This window comes from Natrinema versiforme (genome assembly GCF_005576615.1).
In the GTDB taxonomy this organism is placed as follows: Archaea; Halobacteriota; Halobacteria; order Halobacteriales; family Natrialbaceae; genus Natrinema; species Natrinema versiforme_A.
The window spans coordinates 2909800-2928716 of sequence record NZ_CP040330.1 but is presented as its reverse complement, the minus strand read 5'-3'; the positions used below and the strand labels follow the sequence as shown (position 1 = coordinate 2928716).

Here is an 18917-nt window from a genome sequence, read left to right as displayed (position 1 = left end):
GATATCGTGACTATCCGCGGGATACCGTTTCGGTCGGCGGGCTCGGTCAGTCGGCCGCTGGCTCAGATAACGGGCGTCGGTCGAACACGGGTCGGAAAATCGGCGCGTGGAATCGCCGTCGCGATCAAGAGTCGGCCGTTAGATCGCCAGATCGCTCTTCGGTTGCACGACATCGATGTCCTCGGCGTCGGCGCGGTCGACGTCGAGGAAGTGCGGCGTGAAGTTCCGTTTCTCGTAGTCCTCGTACTCGTCCTCGGAGCCGACAGTACACCAGAGTTGCACCCGCTCGGGACCGTGGTACTCGCCGTTTCTGTTGATCCCGAAACAGACCACCTCCTCCCCTTCGTACTGGATGATCGCCCCGTTTCGGATCCCGGGATCGCCGTGGATGATGAGCTGCTTCATGGCTCACGCTTCACAGGAGAGCGGATTAAACGCTTCGGAGCGAGCGACAGCGGCGACCGCCGAGAGCGATCCAACACGACAGCCGGCGGGAACGAACGACGACGAACCAAACGGGTTTTAAACAGCGCTATCTTAGCCCACGGCAAGTGAGATAACTATGCAGATGCCACGCCGATTCAATACGTACTGTCCGCACTGCAACGAACACCACGAACACGAAGTCGAAAAGTCCCGAACGGGCCGCTCGAGTGGTCTCAAGTGGGACGCTCGCCGCACCCGTCGGAGCACCTCGAGCATCGGTAACTCCGGTCGCTTCTCGAAGGTGCCGGTCGGCGAAAAGCCGACGAAGAAGACCGACCTCAAATACCGCTGCAGCGAGTGTGGCAAGGCCCATCTCCGCGAGGGATGGCGTACCGGCCGACTCGAGTTCCAGGAGTGATTCCAATGGCAGGAAATTTCTACAACGTTCGATGCAGTGACTGCGAGAACGAACAGACCGTCTTCGGCAAGGCCTCCTCCGAGGTCGCCTGCGCCGTCTGCGGGACGACGCTCGTGCGACCGACCGGTGGCAAAGCCGAGATCGAACACGAGATCCTCGAGACAGTCGAGTCACGATGAAGTACAGCGGCTGGCCCGAACCCGGCGAACTCGTCGTCGGCAAGATCGACGAAATCGAAGACTTCGGCGTCTTCGTCGATCTCGAGGAGTACGAGGACAAGCGCGGCCTGATCCACATCTCCGAAGTCGCGAGCGGCTGGATCAAGAACGTTCGCGATCACGTCCGCGAGGGCCAGATCGCCGTCTGTAAGGTCTTAGATGTCGACGAGGGGTCCCAGCAGATCGACCTCTCGCTGAAAGACGTCAACGACCACCAGCGCTCCGACAAGATTCAGGAGTGGAAAAACGAGCAGAAGGCCGACAATTGGATGGAACTCGCCTTCGGCGAGGAGATCGACGACGAGGACTACACGGCGATCGCCAACGAACTGATCGGCATCCACGGCGGGCTCTACGAGGGCTTCAAGCAGGCCGCGATTCACGGCGAGGAGGCCCTCGAGGACACCGATCTCGAGGAGAACGAAATCGACGCGATCGTCGAGACGGCTCGCGAGAACGTCTCGGTGCCGTACGTCAACGTCACCGGCTACGTCGACCTCGAGAACCCGACCGAGACCGGCGTCGACGGGATCCGCGAGGCGCTTGAAGCCGCCGAGGGCAACGGTGAGGTGCCCGAGGAAGTCGACCTCGAAGTGAGCTACGTCGGCGCGCCCGAGTACCGAATCAAAGTGCAGGCGCCCAACTACAAGACCGCCGAATCCCAGCTCGAGGAGAGCGCACAGCGAGCGGTCGTCGCGATCGAGGACCAGGGTGGCTCCGGACAGTACCACCGCGAGCGCCGGACCGACGACGAATAATGAAATCCGACATCCGGGTCTGCTCGGCGTGGCGCGAGGCCCACGACAGCCCGGTGTATACCCTTTCTGCGACCTGCCCCGACTGCGGTGCCGAAACGGCAAACAGCGCCCCGGCACCGTTCGATCCGAACGATCCATACGGCGAGTACCGACGCGCTCTTAAACGTCGCCGCCGCTGATACGGTATGGACGAACTCGAGATCGACGCAGTCGCCGAGGTCGAACTGGACGATCCCGTCCTCGTCGAGGGGTTGCCGGGAGTCGGGCACGTCGGCAACCTCGCCGTCGAGCACTTGCTCGAGGAACTCGAGGGTGAGAGCACGCTCGTACGGCGAATCTACTCCCAAGAGTTCCCGCCGCAGGTGAGCGTCGAAGACGGCGTCTCGACGCTGACCTGCGCGGAGATTTACGCCGTCGAGGTGCCCGACGGCCGTGACCTCCTCTTGCTGACCGGCGATCATCAGGCCCAGAGCAACGAGGGCCACTACACGCTGACCGATGCCTTCCTCGACGTCGCCGAGGAGTTCGGCGCGACCGAGGTGTACGCGCTCGGGGGCGTTCCGACCGGCGAACTCATCGACGAGTACGCCGTCGTCGGGGCCGTCAGCGACGAGTCGCTGCTCGAGGCACTCGAGGACGCGGACGTCGAGTTCCGCGAAGACGAGCCGGCGGGGGGCATCGTCGGCGTCTCCGGGCTCTTGCTCGGACTCGGCGAGCGCCGCGGCTTCGACGCGACCTGCCTGATGGGCGAGACCAGCGGCTACCTCGTCGACCCCAAGAGCGCCCGCGCGGTCCTCGAGGTGCTCGAGGCAGTGCTGGGCTTCGAACTCGACTACGAGTCCTTGGACGAGCGGGCCGACGAGATGGAGGAAGTCATCGGCAAGATCCAAGAGATGGAACAGCAACAGCAGATGGACGTGCCGACCGACGACGACCTGCGGTATATCGGCTAAGCGTCTCGTTCGTTCGGAGCCACCGCTCGTCGGGGCACTCGGGACGGTGGTCGAGACACTGGTCACTCGATCAGTGAATACGCCGCGCTACGCCTCGGACTCCGACCGCTGTGGCAGTTGCGGTTCCGGCGGCCACTGCGCGACCTCTTCGGCCGCCTCGAGCAGCGGGTCGACGCGATCATCCTCGGCGAGCGCGACCGCGCCGTCGTTCCAGTCGACGTCGATCACGTCCCGCTCGAGTAACTGGGGCAGGTGGATGTGAACCAGTCTGAGGCGAGCCCGATCGATCTCCGTCTCGGAGATGTTCGCGCTGTCGGTCCGATGTCGTCGGATGGCGACCTTCCGTGAGAGGTCTCTCACGCTACTCTCTCCGCCGTGCTCGACGAGTTCGTGGAGTAGATACTGTCGGTCGACACTGGCGATTACTCTGTACGCGTCGGAGGGTTCCATTCGCGACCTCAGTCCGAGAAAGCGGCCGTGACGGGAAAGGAATTCTACCTAAAGTCATTGAGGGAGACGTTCGTCACGCCGCTCGAGCAGTGAGTAGCCGCCGACGAGACCGGTGGTTATCCCTCGAGTACTTCGTAGGAGACGTCTGCGTCCCGAAGCGCGTCGGTGACTCGGCCGACGGCGTCGGTCGTGGCGACGGCGGTCACCTCGAGGCCGTGATTTGCGGCGTCGGCCGCGACGTCGCCGACGGCGAAGGTGACGTCGGGATCGGTGCCGGCCTGCCGACAGGCGACGACGGCTTCGACGCCGGCGGCGACGACGACGTCGGCCTCGTCGCAGGCCTCGGTGACGGTTTCGTCGTCGATCGCACGGCTCCCGCCGGTTCGGATCGAGGGGACCTGCAGGACGGTGACGGAGCCGGGATCGAGTTCCATGACACCCTCGAAGCTGGTGACGCCGACGTCGGTGCCGGCCGCGGCGTCGGTGGTCGCGATACCGGTCGCGGGACCCTCGCTGCCCGGCGCGGCGTGGAGGAGGCCGTCTTCGACCGACAGCGAGACGGTCTCGCCTTCCTCGATGTCCTCGGTTGCGATGTAGGCGTCCTCGCTCATCGCGCCCAGTACGTCCCCGGTGACGTGGTCCGCGAATCGGCGGACGTCGTCCGCGGCCCGAAAGAGCCAATCGACGCCCTCGCGGGTGACGCGATAGCGCGATCGGCCTTCCTTCTCGACGAGACCGTCGTCGACGAGTTCTCGGATGTACTCGCTGACGGCCTGACTCGTCACGCCGACTTCCCCGGCGATCTCCCCCTGGCTGACCGCGGGCTGGCGTTCGGCGATCTGGACGAGGATCCGAAATCGCGTCGCGGCCCGCTTGTTGTCGAGGACGTCGACCATATGGCTAGCCTTTTCGAGAGCGTTGCAAAAAGGTACGCGGTCGCGCTCCGTCCGGCCGCCGAATGCGCGACTGTCGGCCGCCGAATCGGCGATACTTCCCTCTCAGAATCGGCGATAGTCTCGAGGCGTCAAGTTGATAGCGGGAGAGTTCGTCGGATTCACGTGAGTATGCCGGCCCTACCAGCGACGACCGCGATTCCCGACGCAGTCGTCGACGTCGCGGCGGGACCCGCGACGCCTCTCTTCGCGAGTATCGGCTCGATCACCCTGTCGGACGCGCTCGCGTGGCTCGCGATCGGCGCGTTCGTGACCGCGATGGTCCTCGAGTGGCTCGATGCTGTCGATCCGGCGCGGTACCTCGCTGCGGGCGCGTGGGTCGTCTTCGGCGTCTTCTGGGTCACGCTCACCCCCCACTACTATCTCGAGGTCAAGAGCCCGATCGAGACCCTGTTAACGATAGCGGCGCTGCCGCTGTGTGTCTATACCGGGTATCTGCTCTTTCGGGGTCGCGAGTCGCTCCTGTTGCTCTCGAAAGCGGTCGCGATCATGGGGCTGATCTACCTGCCGGTCGAGACGATTCCGGTCGTTCGCACGTGGCTGATCGAGACGACCGCGTCTCAGACCCACTTCGGGATGGAACTGCTCGGTCACAGTCCCGGGCTTACGGAGGGGAGCAACGGCTACGTGAGTAAGTTCGACTTCGATCCGAACGAGACGGTGACCGGCCGGACCACCTACATCATCACGGCCTGTACCGGTATCGGGAGCATGGCCATCTTCGGCGGCCTCATCGCCGCCGTCAAAGCGCCGCTCGAGCGGAAGGCGACCGCCTTCGCGCTCGCGATCGGCGTCATCTGGTTCCTCAACCTCGTCCGGAACGTCTTCATCGGGCTCGCCTCGCCGTGGGGCTGGTTCCAGCAGGACGCCCTCGTCTACGTCGTCACGGAATTCATGGGTGCCCCCGCCGACCGCACGTCCTACATCGTCGCCCACAACTTCATCGCCCAGTCGCTGTCGATCGTCGCCCTGCTGGGGATCACCTACCTCGTCGTCCGCATCCTCCCCGAAGTCCTCGAGCCCCTCGAGGACGTGCTCTACATCCTGACGGGCACCGAGTACGACCTCGCGGACGCGCTCGGACAGGAGTTGCGCGCCGACGGCGGGGCGACGACGGCCGCATCCGGGACGGAGCCGGCGTCCGAGCGAGCGGCGACAGAGGCCGAGTCCGATGCTGCGTCCGCGGCCGACACCGGACCGGAGCGATGACCGCACCCGACGTCGAGATCGACGTTCCGTTTTCCCTCCGCGATCGCGCGGTCTTCCTGCCCGCCGCCGAGACGCTCGTCCTCGCCGACGTCCACCTCGGCAAAGCGGCTGCCTCGAGCGTCGATGCGCCGATCGACGACGGGAGCGATAGCCTCGAGCGGCTCCGGGCCCTCCTCGCGGAAACCACCCCGGAAACCGTCGTCGTCGCCGGCGATCTGTTGCACTCGTTTTCGCGGGTGCCCCGCGGCGTGGCGCGCGATCTGGATCGCCTTACAGAGATCGTCGAGCGGCCCGATGCCGAACTGATCGTCACGCCCGGCAACCACGACGCGATGCTCGCGGACGCGTTCGACGGCGAGACGACTGCCGAGTACGCGGTCGCCGACGGCGAGACGGTGGTCTGTCACGGTCACGAGCGCCCCGACACGGCCGCCGACCGCTATATCGTCGGCCACGATCACCCGGCGCTGTCGATCGAGGGGCGCAAACGCCCGTGTTTCCTCTACGGACCCGAGCAGTACGAGGGTGCGGACGTGCTCGTGCTCCCGGCGTTTACCCGCCTCGCCGCCGGGGCGACGGTCAACGGGATGTCCGGCCGGGACTTCCAGACGCCGCTCGTCCGCACCCCCGACGCCTTCTATCCCGCGGTCAGGGACGCCTCGAGCGGCGAGACGCTCTGGTTCCCGCCGCTGGGGCGGTGTCGGCGGCTGCTGTGAGCCGCGGTTGGTCCGTACCGATCGGGGGCGGCCTCCGAAATCGGAATCAGGGACCGCGGCTTCCGAGGGCCGACCGCCCGGAAACGAGAGCCAGCGCACCGACTCGAAGGTCGGCCGCGTCGCGGTACATGAATAGGTCCCTGAAGAAGTCGCTGAACGTGATCAGGATCAGCGCGGCGATGATAATCAGGGTGAGAAAGGTAAAGAAGATGATCGCCGCCTGTCGCCCGGTCAACGCTGTCCCCTCGAGGAGTTCGTCCAGAGCCATGGCTGTGCTGTCTCCGTGTTTCCAGAAGGGGGCTCGCGGCGCTTAATGTTTCTCCGCTACTCGCGGGACTGTCACGGTCTCGAAGGAGTCCGACCGCCGCTCGGCCGTCTGTCGGTCCGATCGAACGGGGACGACTCGAGTCGGGCCCCGCCCGGATTATCGCGACAGATCGTCGATCATGGCTTTCGCCGCGTCCCGTCCGCTCTCCATCGCGCCCTGAATCGACGACCATTGCGTGTAGTCGCCAGCGAGATAGACGGAGCCCGCGGGATCGCGAGCGTCGGGCAGCCGGTCGCGGAACCCCGGCAGCTGTACGAACTGCGCGAACGGCACGCGCTCGGTGTGGAGCGCCTCGAGTGCGTCGAACTCCCGGTCGGGATACCACGACTCGAGGGCCGCTCGCGTCCGATCGGCCAAGGCGTCGTCGCTCTCGTCGGGGACGCCGAGATAGGTCGCGCTGAGTAGGGCCATCCCGTCGGGGGCGTACTCGGGCGCGACCGCGCTGTGGGGCACGACGTGATTCGGCCCTCGATCGGTCGCGTTCAACAGGAGCCGCCGCCCGGTCTCGAGGTCGATATCGTCCGGTAGCGCGTAGTACTGGGTGACACAGCCCCGCGCGTCGGTGGGGATCGACTCGACGCCGGTGAGGTCGCGAGCGGTCGGCGGATCGGTCGCGACGACGACCGCGTCGGCCGCGACGGTCCCCTCGTCGGTCTCGACGGTGACGGAGCCGTCGGTGTTGGGGCGTTCCCTGCTCGAGTTGCCGCCGTCCGCCGCGACCGACTCGACGCCGACTCCCGTCCTGATCGTGCCGCCGGCCTCGTGAACGCGGGCCGCGAGCTGGGTCGGAATCGCGCCCATGCCGGCGGCCGGAACCGCCATCTCGCCCGCTGCGAGGGTCTTGAACGTGTACTCGAAGACGTGTCTCGAGATCGAGATCGACTGATCGAGCGTGATGCCGCCGTAGAACGGCGCGACGAAGCCCTCGATGAACGCGTCCGAAAAGCCGCGGTCGCGGAGGAACGCGTCGATCCGCTCGTCGCTACCGGCGAATAGCTCGTCCGGATCGGTCTGCCGAAGCTCCCACCAGAGTCGAGCGACACGAAGCGCGTCGCCGACGGAGACGAACGGGGTAGACAGCGTTTTTGCGATCGTTCCGGGCTCCCGGAGCGGGTCCGCGAGCACCGATCGGCCGTCGGGTCCCGCGATGGTTGCTCCCGGCGCGAACCGGCGCAACTCGAGCGCCTCGAGATCGAGTTCCCGCCTCACTGCGGGATAGGCGGTAAAGAGGACCTGAAAGCCGCGATCGAACCGGTAGCCGTCGCGCTCGAGGGTCCGGACGCGGCCGCCGACCCGCTCTCTGCGCTCGAGCAGCGCCGCGTCCGCGCCGGCGGCGGCGAGATGGCGCGCGGCGACCAGTCCGGCCAGTCCGCCGCCGGCGACGAGTACCCGCGGAGTCGTCTGCAGAGGCGAACGTCGGCCAGCGGCGAGTAAAATCGTCGGGCCACTACTGCAGGTGTTCTCGAACGCTGACGAGTTCGGGATCGCCGATCCGGGTTCGAATGGCCTGCGAGACAAGCACTCGCAGGTGAATACACTATTCGAGATCTCGGCGTCCGTCGCCTGTATGGCAGACGATGACGAGCCAGCGTTCGACTTCACGCGCGATCTCTCGCGGCGAACGGTGATGCGGGCCGGGGGCACCCTGGCCGTTTTCGGCATCGCCGGAACGGCGGAGGGGTTCGATCCGGAACAGTTCGACGTGACGCCGCTCCAGCAACTCGAGGAAGTCGAGGTCGAGGAACAGGGCCTCGAGTACTTCACGATACAGCAGGCGCGAGTCGTTCACGACCTGACGGCGCGGATCTACCCCTCCGACGACAACGGGCCGGGCGCGCCGGAGGCCGGCGTCGTCTACTTCATCGACAACCAGATGAACTCGGCGTGGGGTCGCGGGGAGCGATGGTACATGCAGGGGCCGTTCGCCGGGAAGGACCCGAGCGCTCCGTTCGAGGACGATACGGAGGAGCCGGCGGACATCGAACAGGATCAGGAAGTCCCGTGGGCGGAAACGACGCCGGCCCAGACCCAAGGCTGGCAGTACGCGCTCACGCCGAACGAGGCCTACGATCAGGGGATCGCGGCCGTCGAGGAGCACGTCCGAGGGGAGTACGACGCCGAGACGTTCACCGGCCTCGACGACGACCAGCAGGATGCGGTCGTCGAGGCGCTCGAGGCGGGCGAGGTGGCGGCGTTCGAGGACACCGACATCGATTCGGAGGGGTTCTTCCTCATGGTTCGCCAGAACACCTTGGAGGGGATGTTCAGCGATCCGATGTACGGCGGCAACCGCGAGATGATCGGCTGGCGACTGAAGGGATTCCCCGGAACCCCGGGCGCGCTCGGCAGCTATCGGGGGATACTCGATGAGGGCGAGTACGTCGAACTCGAGGAGGGCGACTACCGGAAACTGGCCGACGACATCGAGTCCCTCGGGCTCGACACCGAGAACGAGCAGCCGGCCAACGAACAGAGCGAGGGGGGCCACGCACACGTCCACGATGCCGCGGAGGCGGACTACCCGAACATCGTCGACGAGCAGGCCGCTCGCGGGAACGCCGACGACGAGTCGGTTCGGACCGATCTCGACGACGAGGCCGCCGATCGCGGAGGTGAGCGCTGATGGCACAGCAACTCGATCCCGTCGACGTGGTGACCGTCGGCGCGGGCTGGACCGGCGGCATCATCGCCAAGGAACTCGCACAGGAGGACTATCAGGTGGTGAGCTTAGAGCGCGGCGGCGAGCGGGAGACGGAGAACTTCTTTACGGTCCACGACGAGCTGGGCTATGCGCTCCGGTACAAGCTGATGCAGGACCTCTCGAAGGAGACCATCACGTTCCGGAACGCCGTCGACGATACCGCCCTGCCGATGCGCCGCTTCGGCGCGTTCCTGCCGGGCTCGGGCGAGGGCGGCGCGGGCGTCCACTGGAACGGGCAGACGTGGCGGTTTCTCCCCTACGACTTCGAGATCCGATCGCGAACGATCGACGAGTACGGCGAGGAGAAGATCCCCGAGAACATGCAGCTTCAGGACTGGGGGATCAGTTACGACGAACTCCAGCCCTACTACGATCAGTTCGAGTACACCGCCGGTATCGCGGGGGAAGCGGGCAACATCGAGGGCGAAACGCAGGAGCTGGGGAACCCCTACGAAGGCCCCCGGTCGCGGGAGTACCCGCTCCCGCCGATGATCGAGACGCCGGTCCTCGAGCGGTTCAAGGAGACGGCCGACGAACTGGGCTACGAACCGTTTCAGGCCCCCTCGGCCAACCTCACGGAGCAGTACACGAACCCGGACGGCGTCCAGCAGGGCCAGTGTCAGTACTGCGGCTACTGCGAACGGTTCGGCTGCGAGTGGGGCGCGAAGGCCTCGCCGATCACCACGGTGTTGCCCGCCGCACGGGAGACGGGCAACTTCGAACTGCGGACCCACGCCGACGTGGTCGAACTGCTGTACAACGAGGACGAGCAGGAGGTCGAGGGGGTCCGGTACGTCGACCGGCGGACCGACGAGGTCTACGAGCAGCCGGCCGACGTCGTCGCGCTGACCGCCTACGTGCTGAACAACGTCCGGCTCCTGTTGCTGTCGGACATCGGCGAGCCGTACGACCCCGAGACGGGCGAGGGCACCGTCGGGAAGAACTACTGCTACCAGAACTTTCAGGCCAGCGCGACCGGCTTTTTCGACGACGAGGAGTGGAACCTCTACATGGGTGCCGGCGCGCTCGGAGCCGCGATCGACGATTTCAACGGCGACAACTTCGACCACTCAGAGCTGGATTTCCTCCACGGCGGAAACGTCGCCCTCAACCAGACCGGCGACCGGCCGATCGCGAACAACCCGGTCCCGGAGGGGACCCAGTCGTGGGGATCGGAGTTCAAGGCCCAAAGTATCGACAACTACCACAGTTCGGTCTCGGTCTCCGCACAGGGGTCCGTGCTCCCGTTCCGGGAGAACTACCTCGATCTCGACCCCAACTACACCGATCAGTACGGCCAGCCGCTCCTGCGGATGACCTTCGACTGGCGCGAGCAAGACCGGAACATGGTCGAACACATCGGCCCCTACCTCGAGGAGATCATGGAGGAGATGGGCGCCAACACGGTCGACGCGAGCACGAGCCTCGAGGGGAGCTTCGATATCACGCCCTACCAGTCGACGCACAACACCGGCGGTGCGATCATGGGCTCGGATCCGTCGGAGTCGGTGGTGAACAACTACCTGCAGAACTGGGACGCACACAACCTCTTCGTCCCCGGCGCGTCGGCGTTCGCCCACAACAGCGGCTACAACCCGACGGGGACCGTCGGGGCGCTCGCGTTCCGCGCAGCGGAGGGGATTCAGGAGTATCTGGACAGCCCCGACCTGCTCGCATCGCCGGACGACTGACCGCTCGAGCCGACTTCACGGACGGGTCCATCGGCGAACGCCGATCGCCCCGACGGCCTCACTTCCCCGCGACCAACCGGAGCAGGATGCCGACGAGGATCACGGCGACCCCGCCGAGCGCGCTCGCGACCGGCGGAATCGGGAAGACCAGCATGACGACGCCGGCGGCGATGACGATCGTCGAGAGTTTGACCATGCGGTAGCGTCGACGGGACGACACGTAGGTGACCGGCAAGCATTCACAGGACCGGCGTTCCCGACCTCCGACCCCACGACGCTACGGCCCAGCGGCAGGCCCCGGATCGACACGCACTCGCCTCACCGCTCGCTGTCGCCGACGCGACCGGAAAAAGGAGCCCGCGGCGAATCGGTTCCTCATACGGTCTGCTGTAAGTCATTGCCGGCGCGACCCCGACCGCTCTGGGGTTGCGCCGGTACATCGTTGCAGCAACCCGTCTCAGTGAACGCCGACGTACGCCTCGCGGACGTACTCGTTGTCGTGGAACTCCGTGGACGTTCCCGATAGTTCGATCTCGCCGGTTTCGATCAGCGAGAGTCGGTCGGCATGGCGCAGCGCGAACGTCGAGTTCTGCTCGGCGAGCAGGATCGTCAGCCCCTGGTCCGAGAGCCGCTCGAGCGCGTCGCTGATATCTTGGATGATGACCGGTGCGAGCCCGAGCGTGGGCTCGTCGAGCATCAACACGTCGGGGTCGCTCATGAGCGCGCGGCCGACGGCGAGCATCTGCTGTTCGCCGCCGCTCATGGTCTCGGCTTCCTGCTCGCGGCGTTCGTCCAGCCGCGGGAACAGCTCGTAGACCATCGCGAGGTCGTCCTGGACCGCATCGCGGTCGTCGCGGAACTGCGCGCCCATCAGCAGGTTCTCGTGGACCGAGAAGTACGGGAACAGGTCCCGATCCTCGGTACAGTAGATCAGGCCGTCCCTGACGATCTGCTGGGGGCTTACGCGAGCGAGGTCCGCTCCGTCGTAGCGGATGGTCCCCTCGTACTCGACGAACCCGGCGATGGCGTTGAGCATGGTCGTCTTGCCGGCCCCGTTGGGCCCGATCACGCCGTAGATTTCGCCCTGATCGATCGACAGCGAGACGCCCGTCAGTGCGTGTGACTTGCCGTAGTAGACGTTGAGGTCGTCGACCTCGAGTATTGGATCTGTCATTCGATTCCCTCCCCGGCGAGGTATGCCTCTTGAACGCGTTCGTTCTCGGCGATCTCTTCGGGAGTACCCGCCGCGAGGAAGTCGCCGTTGTTGAGCACGACGACCCGATCGACGAGTTCCATCAGGCCGCCCATGTTGTGGTCGACGACGACCATCGTCATGCCGTTCTCGCGGAAGCGTTCGATCTGGTCGGACAGTTCCGAGATCTCGGCCTGATTCATCCCGGCGAATGGCTCGTCCAGCAGCATCATCTCGGGCTCGGTCGCCAGCGCCTTGGCGATCTCGAGCCGGCGGACATCCGCGTGGGGTAGTTCGCCCGGCATCTCCTCGAGTTTGTCCTCGATGTCGATGCGGGCGGCGTACTCGTAGATCTTCTCGTCGCTCGCACCGCCGTGGAGCGAGCGGATGCTGTTCGGCAGCGTAAACAGCTTGATGTTGCCGGCGACGGAGTAGAGATCGATCGGATTGGACTCCTGTGAGACCCGCGAGAGCCCCTTGTTGACGATCTCGTGCGTCGAATCGGCGGTGATGTTGTCGCCGTTGAACCGAATCGACCCCTCGGTCACGTCGTAGATACCCATGATGCAGTTGAACACCGTCGACTTGCCCGATCCGTTCGGTCCGATCAGGCCGACGATTTCGCCTTCCTCGACGTCCAGCGAGAAGTCGTCGACGGCGACCAGTCCGCCGAACCGTTTGGTGAGTCCGTCGACCTCGAGGACGCTCATTCGGACTCACCTCGAACGGCACCGAGGCGGTGCCAGATCATCCTGAACAGCCCGTCCCGCGCGAACACGAGCACGAGCAAGACCAGTCCCCACAGGAACAGATACCGGACCGGCGTCGAGTAGCTGTGGAAGAGCTGGTGATTGAGGAACTCAAAGAGGAACGCGCCGCCGAGCGGTCCCAGGATCGAGCTCATGCCGCCGATGACGGCCATCGCGATCATCTCGATACTATTGTCGACGATGACGAAGGTCTCCGGGTCGACGTTACCCGTAAAGCCGACCAAGAGCACCCCGCCGATCCCCATCGGGATCGAACTGAGCGCGAACGACCAGATCTTGAACTTCGTCGGGTTGATCCCGGCGGCCGACACCGCCGATTCGTTCTCGCGGATCGCGACCAGGATCATCCCGAGGTTCGACCGGGCCATGAACGTCAGCCCGAGCGCGATGAGCAACATCGGGATGGCCATGTAGTAGTACCGCATGACCGGATCCCACGTGAAGACATCCGGCTGTCCGAACCCGGGGATACCACCCAGCGAACTGAACGCCGTCGTCAGCCTGTAGAACAGGAGCACGGCGACGAAGGTGATCAGCGAGAAGTACGGGCCCTCGAGTCGGAGCGTCGGCAGCGCGATCAGCAGCCCGATCACGAGCGCCGCGAGGACCGACACCGAGGCCGTGACCCAGATCGACAGCCCCGGATCGACGTGGACGATCAGGAGCGCCGTCGTGTAGCCGGCCGCTCCCGACAACACGGAGTGGCCGAAGCTGATGTAGCCGGTGTAACCGCTCTGGATGTCCCAGCTCATCGCGAAGATGGCCCAGATGCTGGCGAGCGCGAGCGTCCGCAGGAGGCCGCCGCCGACCAGCGGACCGACCATCGGCGCCCACACGCCCGCGGTCAGGAGGGCCACGACGCTGACGAGTATCAGCGCGAACTGCAGCCCGGTCATCGTGCCGAAGTACGGTCCGAGCGACCGGTTGTAGGCGTTCGCGGCGGGCTCGAGTGCTCGATCGATCGGCGCGAGGAGTCGCTCGAGCGCCTGACCGATCGGTAACAGGACCTCTCGTCGTACCGTGCCGGCGACGTTGCCGAGTCGTCTCGTCACCGTCGCGAGTACCGTTCCGAGGAGTAGGATCGTACTAATCATGGGCGAACTCCCTCCCGTAGAGTCCCTGTGGCATGTACAACAGGAAGACCACGAGCACGACCAGCGAGAGGATGCCCCTGAATCCGTGCCCGATGAAGGTGACCGTAAACTGTTCGAGGAATCCGATGACGTACGCCGCGATGACGGATCCCTTGATCGAGCCGATGCCGCCGATGACGACGATGATAAACGCCAGCGCGAGCGGGTTCAGCCACATGAGCGGCGTCGCACCGCCGGTCGAGCCGAGGATGACGCCGGCGGTTCCGGCGAGCGCCCCGGCGATGAGCCACGTCTTCGATCGCACCGCGTGGAGATCGACGCCGGTCAACTGGGCCCCGCGTTCGCTCATCGAGGCCGCGAGGACCGATCGGCCGTCGTCGGTGTGGGTAACGTAGTACCACAGCAGCCCGATCGCGATCCACGAGATGACGAAGCCGACGAACTGGACGTAGCGAGTCCGCGCGTTGATCCCGTAGGGCTCGAGGTTCACGGCGCCGCTTATCAGCGTCATCCCGATCGGCGAACTGCCGAACTGGTAGAGGACGAACTCCGTCGTCGCGATCGCGACGACGACGGTGGCCAGAAACGTGATGACGACGTTCTCCTCGACCCAGCGAACGAGCACCTGATAGAGCCCCCACGAGAGGAGGGCGATCACGGCGATCGTCACGGGGAACGCGACGGCAGCGTGGATCTCTCGAGAGAGGAGCGCGAAGACGTAGGCACCGCCCATGATCAACGCCCCGTGGGCGAGGTTCAGCGTCCCGCCGACGCCGAAGATCATGGTGAATCCGATGGCGATCAGCGCGTAGACGGCGCTGATCATCGTCCCCTGCAACACCAGTGTCCCAATATCTCCGAGCATCGCTCACTGCATCCAGGGCGGCATCTGATGCTCGGCCGTGCGGTACTGTTCGGGGTAGACACACTCGAGTTCCGTTTCCGACACCCACTGGGTCACCGGGTAGTTCGTAACCGTGCCGTCGTCGCCGCGTTCCTCCTGTACGTCGTGGGGGTATTCGGCGTCTTCCCCGTAGAAACTGACCTGCCCGGCGACGCCGGTGAAGTCGACGCCGAGCATCTCGTCGACGAAGTCGTCGAGATTGTCCCGCGTGCTCGTCGTTCCGATCCCGTCGACGACTTCCTTGAAGACCGAGATGCCGTCGTACGTGTTGAATCCCATGTACATCGGCGCCCGGATCGGCGACTCCTCTTCGTCCTGGTAGCGGCTCGCGTAGTCGGAGACGAACGACTCCGTTCGCTCCGTGATGGGGGCGACGCCCGCGGCCCCGGACTGGGAGGTCGTCTCGTAGGTCGCAGCGCCGTTGTAGGCCTCGTTGTACGACGGGAGCATCCCGGATACGTGGACGCCCTCGATGCCGAACTCGTACTGGCCCTCGTGCCAGCGCGTGAGCATGTCGCCGCCGTCGATGTGTGCGAAAAACCGCAAGACGAAGTCCGCGTCCGAGTCGTTGATATCGCTCATGACCGGGCTGAAATCGGTCCCCTCGATCGACAGGGCGTCCTCGTAGACGAGATCGAGTCCGCGCTCCGAGAGCAGGTCCGGGATCTGATCGCCGAACGGTGTCGTCCACTCGGCCTGATCGCGCAGGAACGCGACCCGACTCCAGCCGTGTCGGTCGTTGAGATAGGTGCAGTAATCGGCGATCGACTCCGCCTGGAAATCGGAGTTGATCGGGCCGATACGGAAGATGTTCTTGTACTGTTCGTAGTCCGATCCGACGGAGTCCGTGATCAGGCTCGGCGCGGCCGAGCCGGTGATCATGAACGGGACGTCGAACTCCGCGGTGAGGTCTAAAATCGACTGCGTGGTCTCGGAGTTGAACGTCCCGATGAGCAGGTTCACGTTCTCCTGCTGGATGAGTTCCTCCGTCACGTTCTGGGCTTCGGCCGGGTCCGTTCGCGTGTCTCTGGTGATGAGTTCCGCCTCCTCACCGTTGAACCCGCCGTCCTCGTTGAGTTCTTCGACGGCCATCTCCGCGGTTCGTGTGGAGCCGATGCCGAGCGGGTTGTCGGTCGGCGCGAGGTGGCCGATCGTGAGTCCGTCGTCGCCACCGCCGCCGAGACAGCCGGCCAGCGTCGCCGTCAGGGCACCGGCACTAGCCGCACCCAGAAACGTCCGGCGTCCCACGCCCCCCTTACCAGATCTATCCATTCCGAGAGTATTGTTATCTTCGTTAGGCATTATGAGTCACTGAGTTACCGATTCTCACACTCTTCTTTCGAACCCTCGTTAATAAAGATGAGGGTAGTTACCAAGGAACTTGTGAACGAGATACGTATTCAGAGTTGCCGATGGCGGAGGCTACGAAGCGATACTCCTTCTCTCGAAACTACTGACCGATCAGAACAGGTCGTCGAGCGACACCGATTCGTCCAGCGATCGGTACTCGCCGTTTTCGAACGCAACGACCCCCTCGTGCCGGAGATGGTCGAGATGGGCGAACGCCTCCCCCGGCCCGTGAACGATGTGAATCCCCTCGAGGTCGCCGAATAGGTGGGCGCTAATCGTCCACGCGTCGGCCGGGCCGTGGTCGTCCAGCAACTCGAGGATGGTTTCGGTCCGCTCGCGGTGGTGCTCGAGGATCGTCAGCGCGCGGTCGGTCGGCTCGTCGATGGGGTCACGGTGGCCGGGCCAGACCCGCTCGTAGTCGCGGTCGGCGATCCGCCGCAACGTCGCGACGTATTTCTCGAGCGGGCGCTCGACCCGGGCGTCCGCGCCGCCGACGTTCGGCGTGTACACTGGGAGGACGGCATCGCCGACGAACGCCTCGTCGCCGCCCGCCGTCTCGAAACAGCAGAGCCCGGCCGCGTGCCCCGGCGCGTGGATCGTCTCGAGGGTTCGGCCGCCGACCTCGAGTATCTCCCCGTTCTCGATCGGCGTCGGCTCGGCCGGCGGGCCATCGATTTCGGCCGACTCGAGAAAGTCGAGCAGTTCCGCTCGCGCGTCCTCGGGGACGCCCCACTCCTCGAGGCGTTCTCGGCGGCGGTCCTCGACGGCGGCGACCGCGTCCGGGTCCTGTGCGACCAGCGGGGCGTCGGCCTCGTGGACGTAGACCGTCGCGTCGCTTTCGGCCTGAATCTCGCCCGCCAGTCCGGCGTGATCGACGTGGAAGTGAGTGAGGACGATGTCGTCGATGTCGGCGAAATCGTAGCCGCGTTCGGCGAGGCCGTCGCGGAGGTCCCGCCGAACCGGATCGGTGGCGATGCCGGTGTCGACCAGCGCGAGTTCGTCCGCGTCGTCGTCAGCGAGCACGTACGCGTTGTTTCGGCCCTCGAACTCCTCGTTGCCGAGCGTAATGCGGTCCATGCCGGCTAGGAACATGTCGATAGTTTATAATTCACGCGGTCGCGGAAGGGGACGTGTACCGGATCGGTACGGAAACGACTCCGGTGATAGTCGCGACTCGGGGCGCGTCAGGTCCACAAGACCCGCAAGCTCGGTTGTGGAGGAAAGAAACCGTCGAACGCGCCGGTTAGTCCTCGAGTTCGGCCCGCAGCAACTGGTTCACGTCGCCCGGGTCCGCGCTGCCGCCGGTCTTTTGCATGACCTGTCCGACGAGGAAGTTGATCGCACCGTCGTCGCCGCTCTCGTAGTCGTCGACGGCGTCGGGGTTCTCGTCGATCGCTTCGACGACGGCCTGCTGGACCTCGTCTTCGCCGGTCTTGCCCAGTCCGTCCTCCGCGACGACCTCGTCGGGCGTTCGGCCGTCGTCGAGCATCGATCGCAGGACCGTCTCGCGGGCGTTTTTCGCCGTGATTTCGTCCTCGGCGACGAGTTCGACGAGTCGCTTGATCTCCTCGAGTCGGCCCCCGATCTCGGTGATCTCGATGTCGCGGTAGTTGAGTTCGCCCAGCAGGTTGTCCGCGACCCACGTCGCGGCCAGATCGGGGTCGAACTCGCCGGCGACGTCCTCGTAGAAGTCCGCGACCTGCTTGGTCGAGGTGAGCTTCGAGGCCGCCTCCTCGCTCAGGCCGTATTCGTCTTGGAACCGCTCGCGGCGAGCGGAGGGGAGTTCCGGGATCGCGATTTCGTCTTTCCAGCCCGAGACCCGCAGCGGCGGCAGGTCGGCCTCCTCGAAGTACCGGTAGTCCTTCTCCTCCTCTTTCGAGCGCATCGAGACCGTGATCCCGCGGGACTCGTCCCAGTGGCGGGTCTCCTGTTCGACCGCGCGCCCGCGCTGGATGGCGTTCTTCTGGCGGGTCTCCTCGTAGGCCAAGGCCTTCTCTGCGCCCTTGTGACTTGAGATGTTCTTGACCTCGGTTCGGTTGGCCGACTCGAGTGCGTCCATTCCGATCTCGTCGGTGTCGTCGCCGTCGATCTCTTCCTCGGGGATGATCGAGAGGTTGGCGTCGATCCGCAGGCTGCCGTCCCGCTCGGCGTCGAAGACGCTCAGGTACTCGAGCACCTCCTCGAGTTCCGCGAGGAACGCTCGGACCTCGCTCGGACTGCGGAAGTCGGGGGCCGTGACGATCTCCATCAGCGGCGTGCCCGCACGGTTGTAGTCGACGAGCGTGTAATCGGCCGAATCGATGCCGCCACCGCCGCCGACGTGTTGCAGGCTGCCCGGGTCCTCCTCCAGGTGGGCGCGCTCGATCGCGACCGTGCGGCGGTTCCCCTGGACGGACACCTCGAGTTCGCCGTCGGCACAGATCGGTTCGTCGTACTGGGTGATCTGGAAGTTCTTGGGCAGGTCGGGGTAGTAGTAGTTCTTCCGGTGGAACCGGGTCTCCTCGGGAATGTCGGCGTCGATCGCCTTCCCGATCTTGACGGCGGCCTCGACGGCGGCCTCGTTGAGGACCGGCAACGCGCCCGGGAGCCCGAGACAGACCGGGCAGACGTTGTCGTTTGGCTCGTCGCTCGGCTCGGTCGAACAGCCACAGAAGATCTTCGTGTCGGTCTCCAGCTGGACGTGGACCTCGAGTCCGATGACGGTCACGAGGTCGCCCTGCTGGGCGGTCTGGGCAGTCATTGCGCCTCGATTCGGGCTGGTGGGGGTAAAGCGTAACGGGACGGAG

The 18917-nt window shown here is 65.3% G+C and carries 22 protein-coding genes; 9 read left to right on the top strand and 13 right to left on the bottom strand.

Annotated features, from left to right (window positions below):
• Positions 1-138 precede the first annotated feature (138 nt).
• Positions 139-405, bottom strand: a complete 267-nt coding sequence (locus FEJ81_RS14470) for an HAH_0734 family protein (RefSeq protein WP_138245947.1) — start codon at positions 403-405, stop codon at positions 139-141.
• A 157-nt stretch (positions 406-562) separates the two neighbouring features.
• Between FEJ81_RS14470 and FEJ81_RS14465 the strand changes: the two genes are divergently transcribed.
• From FEJ81_RS14465 to FEJ81_RS14445, 5 genes are read left to right on the top strand one after another with little or no spacing between them, the layout of a single operon-like run.
• Positions 563-844 (top strand): 50S ribosomal protein L44e, encoded by a 282-nt coding sequence (locus FEJ81_RS14465; protein ID WP_006429374.1) that lies wholly within the window; start codon positions 563-565, stop codon positions 842-844.
• Between the two features lie 5 nt (positions 845-849).
• Entirely contained in the window at positions 850-1023 is a 174-nt protein-coding gene (locus FEJ81_RS14460; RefSeq protein ID WP_006429375.1) for a 30S ribosomal protein S27e, read from the top strand.
• Positions 1020-1820, top strand: a complete 801-nt coding sequence (locus FEJ81_RS14455) for a translation initiation factor IF-2 subunit alpha (RefSeq protein ID WP_138245946.1) — start codon at positions 1020-1022, stop codon at positions 1818-1820. Before FEJ81_RS14460 ends, FEJ81_RS14455 begins: the two co-directional genes overlap by 4 nt.
• A complete protein-coding gene (locus FEJ81_RS14450; RefSeq protein ID WP_138245945.1) occupies positions 1820-1999 on the top strand; it encodes an RNA-protein complex protein Nop10 in 180 nt (59 codons plus the stop codon). The genes FEJ81_RS14455 and FEJ81_RS14450 overlap by 1 nt, the downstream gene beginning before the upstream one ends.
• 6 nt (positions 2000-2005) lie before the next feature.
• Positions 2006-2773 carry a proteasome assembly chaperone family protein gene (locus tag FEJ81_RS14445; protein WP_138245944.1) on the top strand — a complete coding sequence of 256 codons (768 nt, stop codon included), beginning with the start codon at positions 2006-2008 and terminating at the stop codon, positions 2771-2773.
• An 87-nt stretch (positions 2774-2860) separates the two neighbouring features.
• On the opposite strand, the gene FEJ81_RS14440 is transcribed toward FEJ81_RS14445, so the two are convergent.
• Together FEJ81_RS14440 and FEJ81_RS14435 are read right to left on the bottom strand one after the other, a co-directional pair.
• Positions 2861-3223 carry a DUF7344 domain-containing protein gene (locus tag FEJ81_RS14440; protein WP_138245943.1) on the bottom strand — a complete coding sequence of 121 codons (363 nt, stop codon included), beginning with the start codon at positions 3221-3223 and terminating at the stop codon, positions 2861-2863.
• A 116-nt stretch (positions 3224-3339) separates the two neighbouring features.
• On the bottom strand, positions 3340-4119 hold the full coding sequence (locus FEJ81_RS14435; protein ID WP_138245942.1) for a DUF7839 domain-containing protein: 780 nt from the start codon (positions 4117-4119) through the stop codon (positions 3340-3342).
• A gap of 168 nt (positions 4120-4287) precedes the next feature.
• Between FEJ81_RS14435 and artA the strand changes: the two genes are divergently transcribed.
• A complete protein-coding gene (gene artA, locus FEJ81_RS14430; RefSeq protein WP_138245941.1) occupies positions 4288-5385 on the top strand; it encodes an archaeosortase A in 1098 nt (365 codons plus the stop codon).
• Positions 5382-6101 (top strand): metallophosphoesterase, encoded by a 720-nt coding sequence (locus FEJ81_RS14425; protein ID WP_138245940.1) that lies wholly within the window; start codon positions 5382-5384, stop codon positions 6099-6101. Before artA ends, FEJ81_RS14425 begins: the two co-directional genes overlap by 4 nt.
• 46 nt (positions 6102-6147) lie before the next feature.
• Here the strand turns inward: FEJ81_RS14425 and FEJ81_RS14420 are convergent, their stop codons facing one another.
• Both FEJ81_RS14420 and FEJ81_RS14415 read right to left on the bottom strand, forming a co-directional pair.
• The gene (locus tag FEJ81_RS14420; RefSeq protein ID WP_138245939.1) at positions 6148-6369 is read right to left on the bottom strand and encodes a hypothetical protein; all 222 of its coding nucleotides are present in this window, start codon (positions 6367-6369) and stop codon (positions 6148-6150) included.
• A 156-nt stretch (positions 6370-6525) separates the two neighbouring features.
• Positions 6526-7836 (bottom strand): FAD-dependent oxidoreductase, encoded by a 1311-nt coding sequence (locus tag FEJ81_RS14415; RefSeq protein WP_138246802.1) that lies wholly within the window; start codon positions 7834-7836, stop codon positions 6526-6528.
• 160 nt (positions 7837-7996) lie between these two features.
• On the opposite strand from FEJ81_RS14415, the gene FEJ81_RS14410 reads away from it, so the two are divergent.
• Both FEJ81_RS14410 and FEJ81_RS14405 read left to right on the top strand, forming a co-directional pair.
• The gene (locus tag FEJ81_RS14410; protein ID WP_175416433.1) at positions 7997-9052 is read left to right on the top strand and encodes a gluconate 2-dehydrogenase subunit 3 family protein; all 1056 of its coding nucleotides are present in this window, start codon (positions 7997-7999) and stop codon (positions 9050-9052) included.
• Positions 9052-10821 carry a GMC family oxidoreductase gene (locus FEJ81_RS14405; protein ID WP_138245938.1) on the top strand — a complete coding sequence of 590 codons (1770 nt, stop codon included), beginning with the start codon at positions 9052-9054 and terminating at the stop codon, positions 10819-10821. The genes FEJ81_RS14410 and FEJ81_RS14405 overlap by 1 nt, the downstream gene beginning before the upstream one ends.
• Before the next feature lie 58 nt (positions 10822-10879).
• On the opposite strand, the gene FEJ81_RS14400 is transcribed toward FEJ81_RS14405, so the two are convergent.
• The 8 genes from FEJ81_RS14400 to gatB all read right to left on the bottom strand — a co-directional run bounded on the left by FEJ81_RS14400 (position 10880) and on the right by gatB (position 18871).
• Positions 10880-11017 (bottom strand): transporter, encoded by a 138-nt coding sequence (locus tag FEJ81_RS14400; protein WP_138245937.1) that lies wholly within the window; start codon positions 11015-11017, stop codon positions 10880-10882.
• Positions 11018-11278: 261 nt separating this feature from the next.
• Positions 11279-11995: an ABC transporter ATP-binding protein gene (locus tag FEJ81_RS14395; protein WP_138245936.1), complete on the bottom strand. Its 717-nt coding sequence runs from the start codon at positions 11993-11995 to the stop codon at positions 11279-11281.
• Positions 11992-12723 carry an ABC transporter ATP-binding protein gene (locus tag FEJ81_RS14390; protein ID WP_138245935.1) on the bottom strand — a complete coding sequence of 244 codons (732 nt, stop codon included), beginning with the start codon at positions 12721-12723 and terminating at the stop codon, positions 11992-11994. The genes FEJ81_RS14395 and FEJ81_RS14390 overlap by 4 nt, the downstream gene beginning before the upstream one ends.
• A complete protein-coding gene (locus FEJ81_RS14385; RefSeq protein WP_138245934.1) occupies positions 12720-13877 on the bottom strand; it encodes a branched-chain amino acid ABC transporter permease in 1158 nt (385 codons plus the stop codon). Before FEJ81_RS14385 ends, FEJ81_RS14390 begins: the two co-directional genes overlap by 4 nt.
• On the bottom strand, positions 13870-14742 hold the full coding sequence (locus tag FEJ81_RS14380; protein WP_138245933.1) for a branched-chain amino acid ABC transporter permease: 873 nt from the start codon (positions 14740-14742) through the stop codon (positions 13870-13872). The genes FEJ81_RS14385 and FEJ81_RS14380 overlap by 8 nt, the downstream gene beginning before the upstream one ends.
• Positions 14743-14745: 3 nt before the next feature.
• Positions 14746-16053 (bottom strand): ABC transporter substrate-binding protein, encoded by a 1308-nt coding sequence (locus FEJ81_RS14375; RefSeq protein ID WP_229504723.1) that lies wholly within the window; start codon positions 16051-16053, stop codon positions 14746-14748.
• A gap of 189 nt (positions 16054-16242) precedes the next feature.
• Positions 16243-17208 (bottom strand): MBL fold metallo-hydrolase, encoded by a 966-nt coding sequence (locus tag FEJ81_RS14370; protein WP_138245931.1) that lies wholly within the window; start codon positions 17206-17208, stop codon positions 16243-16245.
• A 166-nt stretch (positions 17209-17374) separates the two neighbouring features.
• On the bottom strand, positions 17375-18871 hold the full coding sequence (gene gatB / locus FEJ81_RS14365; RefSeq protein WP_138245930.1) for an Asp-tRNA(Asn)/Glu-tRNA(Gln) amidotransferase subunit GatB: 1497 nt from the start codon (positions 18869-18871) through the stop codon (positions 17375-17377).
• Positions 18872-18917 lie beyond the last annotated feature (46 nt).